The organism is Kitasatospora sp. NPDC059571 (assembly GCF_042735675.1).
GTDB lineage: Bacteria > Actinomycetota > Actinomycetes > Streptomycetales > Streptomycetaceae > Kitasatospora.
The window spans coordinates 1-10,633 of the sequence record NZ_JBHWBW010000111.1; the positions used below are offsets into that span (position 1 = coordinate 1).

Below are 10,633 nucleotides of genomic sequence, written 5' to 3' on the forward strand. Positions count from 1 at the left end.
GGGGGGGGCCCCCCCCGGGGGGGGGTGGGGCGCCCCCCCGCGGGTCCCCCCCGCCCCCCGCCCGGGGGGCCCCCCCCGGCGGCCGCCCCCCCCCCACGCCAGGTCGCGGACCGGCGTGTGGAAGTCGACGGCGGTGCCGTCCATCAGGACCAGGTCGGTGCCGTTGCTGATGGTCAGGCCGTGCACGGCGCCGTTCCGGACGGGCGCGGGCCTCCGGCTGCCGGAGGACGCGGACGGGCGGGACGCGGTGGGGCTCGGCGGCGCGGACGGCGTGGCGGACGCGGTGGTACCGGACGGCGCGCCGGCGGCCGAGGCGGCGGCGGCCGACGGCGTCGCGGCGACCGGGGCGCCGCCGCCCGCGGCCGCCCCGGTGGCGGCCTGCGGGTCGCAGGCGGACAGCAGCAGCGTGCTGCCGACGGTGAGGGCGGAGACGAGCGCGGCGGCGGCGTGACGGCGGGCACGAGCGGACATGGCGGAGTTCCCCCGGGAGTGTGGTGTGACGACTGGACGCCGTGAGCGGTGCGCGTGGCCGGGATCCCCCCGGCCGGCCCTCGTCCGTGCGATGAGAGAACTCTGTCAGTCGAACGTCCCCGAACAGTGGGGCCGTCGTCACCGCGGTGTAACAGGCCTGGCGGCCTGTCAACTCGCCCTCCCGCGAGCCCTCCCCTGAACCTCCCGGGCCCGGCTACTCCTTGCCGCCGCCGTCCTCGCCGTCGTCGTCCGCCGCGTCCCCGGGCCTGCCGCCGGCGTCGCCGTCGTCGTCCTCGTCGTCGTCGGCGTCGTCGGCGTCGTCGGCCTTCGGCTCCGGGCGTTCGGTGGCGTGGCCGGAGACCGGCTTCTCGCCGGTCGGGCCGAGGTTCTCCCGGCGCCGCAGATAGCGCTCGAACTCGCGGGCGATCGCGTCGCCGGAGGCCTCCGGCAGCTCCGCGGTGTCCTGTGCCTCCTCCAGCTGCTGGACGTACTCGGCGACCTCGCTGTCCTCGGCGGCCAGCTGGTCCACCCCGAGCTGCCAGGCCCGGGAGTCCTCGGCCAGCTCGCCCGGCGGGATACGGAGGTCCAGCAGGTCCTCCAGCTTGTTGATCAGCGCCAGGGTGGCCTTCGGGTTGGGCGGCTGCGCCACGTAGTGCGGCACGGCGGCCCAGAGTGTCACGGCCGGCACCCCGGCGTGCGCGCACGCCTCCTGGAGCACCCCGACGATCCCGGTCGGGCCCTCGTACTTGCTCTCCTCCAGGTCGAGGGTGCGGGCCAGCGCGGCGTCGGAGGTGACCCCGCTGACCGGCACCGGCCGGCTGTGCGGGGTGTCGCCGAGCAGCGCACCGAGGATCACCACCAGCTCCACGCCGAGTTCGTGCGCGAATCCGAGCAGTTCGTTGCAGTACGAGCGCCACCGCATGCTCGGCTCGATGCCGCGGACGACCACCAGGTCCCGGGTCTTCGGCTCGTTCACCCGGACCACCGACAGGCGGGTGGTCGGCCAGGTGATCCGGCGCACGCCGCCGTCCAGCCAGATGGTGGGGCGGTTGACCTGGAAGTCGTAGTAGTCCTCGGCGTCGAGCGCGGCGAACACCTTGCCGCCCCAGGTCTCGTCCAGGTGGCCGACGGCGGCCGAGGCGGCGTCGCCGGCGTCGTTCCAGCCCTCGAAGGCGCAGATCATCACCGGGTCGATCAACTCGGGGACGTCCTCCAGCTCGATCACCCAGCGTCTCCCTCCGTCGGCCGGTCGCCGCCCCCCTCCCGGCCCGTGGGGCCGGTGGCCGGCTGCCGGCCTGTCGCACCTCGCGTGGAACGCCCCGTTCCACGGTCCCTACCTGCCCAGCCTACGGGCTTTGATACCTGCCCAGGCCGGAGTGCGAAGCCTATCCGAGCGCGGCCCCGGACACGCTCGGCAGGTATCCGCGCGCCTGGCCGTCGGCGGTGGGGTGGTACGACTCCCACAGCGGCAGCGTGATCGGGTGGATCCACTCGTTCGCGGCGCCGCGGCACGCGCCGTGGCCGGCGAAGGCCTCGCGCACCTCGGCGTACCGGAAGCCCTGCTTGGCGGCCTGAGTCCCGATCAGTTCGTCGAGGCCGTCGGTGAGCGCGTTGAAGCGCGCCCGGCGGTGGGCCGGGGCGACCGGGCAGGAGGCGTCGTCGCCGAGCAGGTGCGGGTAGCCGGTGACCACCACCCGGGCGGCGGGGGCCTGCGCGTCCAGGGCGCGGTACAGCGCGGCCAGCCGGCCGGGCAGCTCCTCGCGCAGCCGCCGCTCCGACTCGTCCAGTGCACTGTCGCAGCGCGCGTCGGTGGTGAGCGGCTGGAGGCAGGCCACGGCCGCGTCGGTGAACGCCAGGTCGTTGCCGCCGGCGGTGAGGGTGACCAGGGTGGCGTCCGCGGGCACCCGCGGCACCTGGTCGCGCTGGACGTCCGCGGTCAGTGCACCGCTGCACGCGGCGAACAGGAAGTCGGCCGGGCCGTTCGCCGCGCGCCACAGCTCCGGGTAGGAGCGGGCGGAGCGGTGGCAGGAGCCGCCCGCCGCCTCGTACTGCCCCGCGCCCGTCCCGGCGGCGAAGGAGTCGCCCAGCGCGGCGTACCGGGCGGGTTCGGCGGCGTGCGCCGGTGCGGCGGTGAGCAGCAGCGGGGCGGCGGTCAGGACGGCGAGCAGCTTGGGGCGCACGGGCTTCTCCGGGGACGCGCGGAACGTTCGTCACGCATCGTAGCCGTTCGCTCACGGAATGAGAGATCATCGCGCGCTGCAAATTCACGCAAGCCGTTTGCGCTTTTTGCCGTACACTCGCACCCATGACACGACGACTTGCCGAGGTGGCCAAGAAGGTCGGGGTGAGCGAGGCCACCGTCAGCCGGGTGCTGAACGAGAAGCCCGGCGTCTCCGAGGCGACCCGCGCGGCTGTGCTCACCGCCCTCGACGTGCTCGGGTACGAGCGGCCCACCCAGCTGCGCGGCGAGCGGGCCCGGCTGGTCGGTCTGGTCCTGCCCGAGCTGCAGAACCCGATCTTCCCGGCCTTCGCCGAGGTCGTCAGCGGCGCCCTGGCCGGCCAGGGCTTCACCCCGGTGCTCTGCACCCAGACCGCCGGCGGCGTCTCCGAGGCCGACTACGTCGACCTGCTGCTGGAGCAGCACGTCTCCGGCGTGGTGTTCTTCGGCGGCCTCTACGCCCAGGGCGACGCACCGCACGAGCACTACGACCGGCTCGCCGAGCGCAGCCTGCCGACGGTCCTGCTCAACGGCGCGATCGAGGACCTGGACTTCCCCCGGGTCTCCTGCGACGACGCGGTCGCCGTCGAGCAGGCCGTCTCCCACCTGCGCCAGCTCGGGCACAGCCGGATCGGCCTGGTGCTCGGCCCGAACGACCACGTGCCCTCGCAGCGCAAGCTCGGGGCGGCCCGCGCGGCCCTGGAGCGGGTCGGCCTGGAACTGCCCGACGCCCACGTCGAGCGGGCGCTGTTCAGCCTGGAGGGCGGCCAGGCGGCCACCACCCGGCTGCTGCGCCAGGGAGTCACCGGCGTGGTCTGCGCGAGCGACCCGCTGGCGCTCGGCGCGGTGCGCGCGGTGCGGCGGGCCGGCCTGTCGGTGCCGGACGACGTCTCGGTGATCGGCTACGACGACTCCTCGTTCATGATGTGCACCGACCCGCCGCTGACCACGGTGCGCCAGCCCATCGAGGCGATGGGCCGGGCCGCCGTGGAGCTGCTGGTGGGCGAGATCGCCGGGGTCAAGGTGACCCACGACGAGCTGCTCTTCGAGCCGGAGCTGGTGGTGCGCGGATCGACCGCGCCGCCGCGCGTACGGGGCTGACCGCAGCCTTCTGACGACCCTTCTGCTGAGGGCGGGCACTTCGGTGCCCGCCCTCTTTCGTGTGCCCGGGGTCGGCGCAATCCGTTGACATGCCTGAAGCACCTCTGTAACTCTTGGCTGCCATCGCGCAAATGCTCGACATATCAACGTCATTTTTGCGATGGACAGGCCTCAAATCCCGCTGCAACTACCCCCACAGAGGCAGGACAAGGGATGGGACTCCCGCGCCGCCCGCTCCGCCCCACCGCCCACCCGGCAACCGCGACGCGCTCCTCCACGCCCGACCGACCGCTGCACCGACAGACCGTCACCCACTCGGCCCGACGGGCCCGGTCGTACGCCACCACCGTGCCCGGCCGCTGCACCGGCTAGCCGGCCCGTACCGCCGAAGGATTCGGACCGCCTCCACTCCGGCGGTCCGAGCCGGGGCCTGCCGCGCCCCGGCCCACCCCGCCCGGGGTGCCGCGCGGCGGAGCCGGGGCCGCCTCGCCGCGCACCGCCATGACCCGATGAGACAAAAAGGGACGTAATGAGAACCAAGCGCACACTGCCGCGGCTGAGCGCCGCAGCGGTCGCGAGCGGGCTGCTCCTGATGGTGATCGGGCCGGTCGTACCGGCCCACGCCGCGGGCGGCCCCAACCTCGCGGCCGGCAAGCCCGTCACGGCCAGCAGCTCCACCGGCGGCCAGGCCGTCGCCCTGGTCAACGACGGCAGCCAGGACACCTACTGGGAGTCGACCAACAACGCGCTGCCGCAGTGGGTCCAGGTGGACCTGGGCACCGCCACCGCGATCGACCAGGTCGTGCTGAAGCTCCCCGCCGGCTGGGGCTCCCGCAACGAGACGCTCAGCCTGCTCGGCTCCACCGACGGCTCGAACTTCTCCACCCTGCTGGGCTCCACCGCCTACACGTTCGACCCGGGCTCCGGCAACACGGTGAAGCTCAACTTCGCCTCCACCACGACCCGTTACGTCCGGGTCAGTGTCACCGCCAACACCGGCTGGCCGGCCGCCCAGGTCTCCGAGCTGGAGGTCTACGGCTCCACCAGCGCCTCGTCGAACCTGGTCCGCTCTCTCACCTCCAGCAGCACCAACGCGCCCTACACCGCGGCCAACGCGGCCGACGGCGACAGCAGCAGCTACTGGGAGAGCGCCAACAACGCCTTCCCGCAGTGGCTCCAGGCCGACCTCGGCTCGGCCGTCCAGGTGAACAAGCTGGTCCTGAAGCTGCCCGCCGGCTGGGGGACGCGCAGCGAGACCCTGAAGGTCCAGGGCTCCACCGACGGCACCAACTTCACCGACCTGGTCGCCTCCACCGCCTACACCTTCGACCCGGCCTCCGGGAACGCGGTCACCGTCAACGTGAGCACCGCGACCGCCCGCTACGTGCGGCTGAACTTCACCGCCAACAGCGTGTGGCCGGCGGCCCAGCTCTCCGAGTTCGAGGTCTACGGCCCGGCCACCGGCGACACCCAGGCGCCGAGCGCCCCGACCGGCCTGGCGTACACCCAGCCCGCCTCCGGCCAGGTCAGGCTCACCTGGAACGCGGCCACCGACAACGTCGGCGTCACCGGCTACGACGTCTACGCCAACGGCACGCTGCTCACCAGCGTGGCGGGCAACGTGCTGACGTACACCGACAGCCGGCCCGACTCGGCGACCGTCTCGTACTACGTGAAGGCCAAGGACGCGGCCGGCAACCAGTCCGCCGCCGGCAACACGGTCACCCGCACCGGGGCCACCGGTGACACCCAGGCGCCGAGCGCCCCGGGGGGCCTGGCGTACACCCAGCCCGGCTCCGGCCAGATCAAGCTCACCTGGACGGCCTCCAGCGACAACGTCGGCGTCACCGGCTACGACGTGTACGCCAACGGCTCGCTGAAGGCCAGTGTCGGCGCGGGCGTGCTGACGTACACCGACAGCCAGCCGGACTCGGCGACCGTCTCGTACTACGTGAAGGCCAAGGACGCGGCCGGCAACCAGTCGGACAGCAGCAACACGGTGATCCGGACCGGCACGGGCGGCGGCACCGGCACCAACCTGGCCGCGGGCAAGGCGATCACCGCCAACTCCTCCGTCTACACGTTCGTGGCCACCAACGCCAACGACAACGACGTGACCACCTACTGGGAGGGCGCGGGCGGCAGCTACCCGAACACCCTGACGGTGGCGCTCGGCTCCAACGCCGACACCGGCTCGGTGGTGCTGAAGCTCAACCCGGCGTCCGCCTGGGGCGCCCGCACCCAGACCATCGAGGTGCTGGGCCGCGAGCAGAGCAGCTCCACCTTCACCAGCCTGGTGGCGGCCAAGCAGTACACCTTCGACCCGGCCTCCGGGAACACGGTGAGCATCCCGGTCTCCGCCCGGGTCGCGGACGTCCAGCTGAAGATCACCAGCAACACCGGCTCCGCCGCCGGTCAGGTGGCCGAGTTCCAGGTGATCGGTACTCCGGCGCCCAACCCGGACCTGACCGTCACCGGCACCACCGTCTCGCCCGCCGCCCCGGTCGAGACCGACGCGCTGACCCTGGCCACCACGGTGAAGAACCAGGGCACCGCGGCCTCCGCCGCCACCTCGGTCAACCTCTACCTGGGCGCCACCAAGGTCGGCACCGCGCAGGTCGGCGCACTCGCGGCCGGCGCCTCCAGCACCGTGAACGTCAGCGTCCCGGCGCAGAACGCGGGCAGCTACCAGCTCTCCGCGAAGGTCGACGAGAGCAACGCGGTCATCGAGCAGGACGAGACCAACAACACCTGGACGGCGCCGTCCAACCTGGTGGTCAACCAGGTGGCCAGCTCCGACCTGGTCGCCTCCCCGGTCTCCTGGTCGCCGTCCAATCCGGCGGCCGGCAACACCGTCAACTTCTCGGTGGCGATCAAGAACCAGGGCACCTCGGCGGCCGCCTCCGGCAGCCACGGCGTCACCCTGACCGTGCTCGACGCCAACGGCACCGCGGTCAAGACGCTGACCGGCTCCTACAGCGGCGCGATCGCGCCCGGCGCCACCACCTCCCCGGTCTCGCTGGGCAGTTGGACGGCGGTCAACGGCAAGTACACGGTGCGGACGGTCATCGCGACCGACGCCAACGAGCTGCCGGTCAAGCAGGCCAACAACACGACCAACCAGTCGCTGTACATCGGCCGCGGCGCCAACATGCCGTACGACACCTACGAGGCCGAGGACGGCGTGCTGGCCGGCGGCGCCGCCGTGGTCGGCCCGAACCGGACCATCGGCGACCTGGCCGGCGAGGCCTCCGGCCGCAAGGCGGTGACGCTCAACAGCACCGGCTCGTCGGTGGAGTTCACCACCAAGGCGCCGACCAACTCGCTGGTCACCCGGTTCTCCATCCCGGACTCGGCCGCGGGTGACGGCCAGAACGCCACGCTGGACGTCTACGTCGACGGCACCTTCCTCAAGGCCATCAACCTGACCTCCAAGTACGCCTGGCTGTACGGCAGCGAGACCGCGCCCGGCAACTCGCCGAGCTCGGGCGGCCAGCGGCACATCTACGACGAGGCCAACCTGCTGCTCGGCACCAACGTGCCGGCCGGCCACAAGATCCGGCTGCAGAAGGACTCCTCCAACACCAGCCAGTACGCGATCGACTTCGTGAGCCTGGAGCAGGCCACCCAGATCGCCAACCCGGACCCGGCCAAGTACGTCGTGCCGACCGGCTTCGCGCAGGGCGACGTGCAGGCGGCCCTGGACAAGGTCCGGATGGACGCCACCGGCACGCTGGTCGGCGTCTACCTGCCGCCCGGCGACTACCAGACCGCCAACAAGTTCCAGGTCTACGGCAAGGCGATCAAGATCGTCGGCGCCGGCCCGTGGTTCACCCGGTTCTACGCCCCGACCGACCAGAGCAACACCGACGTCGGCTTCCGGGCGGACTCGACCGCCAACGGCTCGACCTTCTCCGGGTTCGCCTACTTCGGCAACTACACCTCGCGGATCGACGGCCCGGGCAAGGTGTTCGACTTCGCGAACGTCGCGAACGACACCATCGACAACATCTGGGTCGAGCACATGGTCTGCATGTACTGGGGTGCCAACACCGACAGCATGACGATCACCAACTCCCGGATCCGCGACACCTTCGCCGACGGCATCAACATGACCAACGGCTCCACGGACAACCTGGTCTCCAACAACGAGGCGCGGGCCACCGGCGACGACTCGTTCGCACTGTTCTCCGCGATCGACGCCGGCGGCGCCGACGAGAAGAACAACGTCTTCCAGAACCTCACCTCGCTGCTGACCTGGCGCGCGGCGGGCATCGCGGTGTACGGCGGCTACGCCAACACCTTCCGCAACATCTACATCGCGGACACCCTCTGCTACTCGGGCATCACCATCTCGTCGCTGGACTTCGGCTACGCGATGAACGGCTTCGGCGCCTCGCCCACCACCGACCTGCAGAACATCTCCATCGTCCGCGGCGGCGGCCACTTCTGGGGCCAGCAGGTCTTCCCGGCGATCTGGGTCTTCTCGGCCTCCAAGGTGTTCCAGGGCATCCGGGTGAGCGACGTCGACATCACCGACCCGACGTACAGCGGCATCATGTTCCAGACCAACTACTCCGGCGGCCAGCCGCAGAACCCGGTCACGGACACCGTCTTCACCAACATCTCCATCACCGGGGCGCAGAAGAGCGGTGACGCCTTCGACGCCAAGTCCGGCTACGGCATCTGGGCCAACGAGATGCCCGAGGCGGGCCAGGGCCCGGCGGTCGGCTCGGTCACCTTCAACCACCTCACCCTGAGCAACAACGACAAGGACATCCAGAACACCACGTCCACGTTCCACATCACGGTCAACCCGTAACGATTGCGCAAACGAAGCAGGGCGGGCGCTCCACGGCCCGTCCTGCTTCGGCGTGTCCGCAGCCGTTTGCGGTGCTTCGCCGGCCCGAGGGGGCGCCGCGCAGGGGACACGGCCGGGAGTCGGAACGGACACGGGCGGGACACGGCCGGCGGCCTGCGCGGAGGGCCAACGGCCCTGCAGGGGCCGGAGAACCGGTTGCAGGCGACGGGCCGCCCGAAGGCCCCCGGGCGATGCCCCCGGAGGCCCTCCAGGGCCTCGTGGGGCGCTGCCGCAGGCCAGGGCGGCCGTCGGTCCGGCCGTGCGGCGGACGTGGACACCGCAAAGAGGAGTCAAGTTTTTGCGAAATACCGTCGACATCTTGTGGACATCTGTCGAGGCTGGTTAAGTAGTCGACACCAGCCGGCCCTGCTGCCAGACGCAGTGTCCGTGGCTCGGCCTCGCACGTTTCCCCGTTCCCGGGCGTCTCCCGGGAACGGCCCCCACCGGAATTCCCACGGGCTCTCCCGCGCCCCGGCGCAGCCCAACCGTGCTTGAAAGGGTCCATCCGCATGAACAGAGACCGGCTCCTCCGCAGAACCGTCGCCCTGGCCGCCGCCGCGGGCCTCGCGCTCACCGCAGCCGCCTGCTCGTCCTCCGGCGGCAGCTCGGGCACCTCCGGGGACTCCGGCAAGTCGTCGGCCGGCGCCGCCCTCGACCCCAGCACCAAGGTCACCATCAGCATCGACTGCGAGCCGCCGACCACCAAGCCGGCCGAGCGCAAGGAGTGGGCCGCGGACATCGCGGAGTTCAACCAGAAGTACCCGAACGTCACGATCAACGCGAAGGACGCCTCGCCCTGCGAGGACCCCGCCGCGTACACCGCCCAGCTCAAGGGCAAGACCCAGACCGACGTCTTCTACTCGTACTTCACCGACCTGAACCAGGTGCTGGACGCGGACGCGGCCGAGGACATCACCCCGTACGTCAACGACCAGTCGGTGCCCGCGCTCAAGGACATCGACCCGTCCGTGCTCAACACCATGAAGGCGGACGGCAAGCTGTACGGCCTGCCCCGCAGCAACTACAAGATGGGCCTGCTGTACAACCGCAAGCTCTTCAAGCAGGCGGGCCTCGACCCCGACAAGCCGCCGACGACCTGGGCCGAGATCCGCGAGGACGCCAAGAAGATCGCCGCGCTCGGCAACGGCGTCAACGGCTACGGCGACTACAGCGCCACCAACCAGGGCGGCTGGCACTACACCGCCGAGCTGTACGGCCTGGGCGGCTCGATGACCACCGAGGACGGCAAGAAGGCCGCCTTCAACACGCCCGAGGGCAAGCAGGTCCTGCAGAACCTGTACGACATGCGCTGGACCGACAACTCCATGGGCGCCACCCAGAGCCTCAAGTGGCCCGACCTGATGACCCAGATGTCGACCGACAAGCTCGGCATGTACGTCGGCGCCCCGGACGACATCACCTACATGGTCCAGACCCTCAAGGGCAATTACGACGACTACGGCATGGGCCCGATGCCGGGTGAGAAGGCGGCGCTGCTCGGCGGCGACGGCTTCTACTTCAAGAAGGGCTCGACCCCGGACCAGATCAAGGCCGGCATCGCCTGGCTGAACTTCAAGTACCTCACCATGGGCAAGGGCCAGTTCGACTACGCCCGCACCAAGGCCGACGGCCTGCCCGTGGGCCTGCCGGAGCCGTTCTTCTTCACCGGCGCCACCCTGGACGCCGACAACAAGCTGAAGGCCGCGAGCGCCACCGTCCCGGTCGCCAACTACGCCCCGTACCTGGCCGTCCAGGTGCCCGGCAAGACCGAGCCGGCCAACGCCCAGCAGATCTACAAGGTCCTGGACAACGCCGTGTCGGCCGTCCTGACCGACAAGAACGCCAACGTCGACAAGCTGCTCTCGGACGCCGAGAGCCAGGTCAACCAGGTGCTGGCGAACCTCCAGTAGCGGCCCGGGGGGGGGGGGGCGCCGGGCGCGCCCCCCCCCCCCCCCCCCCCCCCCCCCCCCCCCCCCCCCCCT

General features: G+C 71.4%; 5 protein-coding genes and 1 pseudogene. 3 read left to right on the top strand and 3 right to left on the bottom strand.

Features of this window, described 5'->3' with window-relative positions; genetic code table 11:
* From ACFV0G_RS15410 to ACFV0G_RS15420, 3 genes and pseudogenes are all read right to left on the bottom strand, one after another.
* Positions 1-471, bottom strand: a pseudogene (locus tag ACFV0G_RS15410) (hypothetical protein); the annotation flags it as partial.
* 214 nt (positions 472-685) lie between these two features.
* Positions 686-1,696, bottom strand: a complete 1,011-nt coding sequence (locus tag ACFV0G_RS15415; RefSeq protein ID WP_380546812.1) for a PAC2 family protein — start codon at positions 1,694-1,696, stop codon at positions 686-688.
* A 160-nt stretch (positions 1,697-1,856) separates the two neighbouring features.
* Entirely contained in the window at positions 1,857-2,651 is a 795-nt protein-coding gene (locus tag ACFV0G_RS15420) for an SGNH/GDSL hydrolase family protein (protein ID WP_380546814.1), read from the bottom strand.
* Positions 2,652-2,776: 125 nt separating this feature from the next.
* Here ACFV0G_RS15420 and ACFV0G_RS15425 point away from each other — a divergent pair, with 125 nt between their 5' ends.
* The 3 genes from ACFV0G_RS15425 (at position 2,777) to ACFV0G_RS15435 (ending at position 10,561) form a co-directional block, all read left to right on the top strand.
* Entirely contained in the window at positions 2,777-3,790 is a 1,014-nt protein-coding gene (locus ACFV0G_RS15425; protein ID WP_380546816.1) for a LacI family DNA-binding transcriptional regulator, read from the top strand.
* Between the two features lie 529 nt (positions 3,791-4,319).
* Complete coding sequence (locus tag ACFV0G_RS15430; RefSeq protein ID WP_380546818.1) at positions 4,320-8,612, top strand: discoidin domain-containing protein; 4,293 nt, start codon at positions 4,320-4,322, stop codon at positions 8,610-8,612.
* Positions 8,613-9,160: 548 nt separating this feature from the next.
* Positions 9,161-10,561, top strand: coding sequence for an extracellular solute-binding protein (locus tag ACFV0G_RS15435; RefSeq protein WP_380546820.1), 1,401 nt, complete (start codon positions 9,161-9,163; stop codon positions 10,559-10,561).
* Positions 10,562-10,633 lie beyond the last annotated feature (72 nt).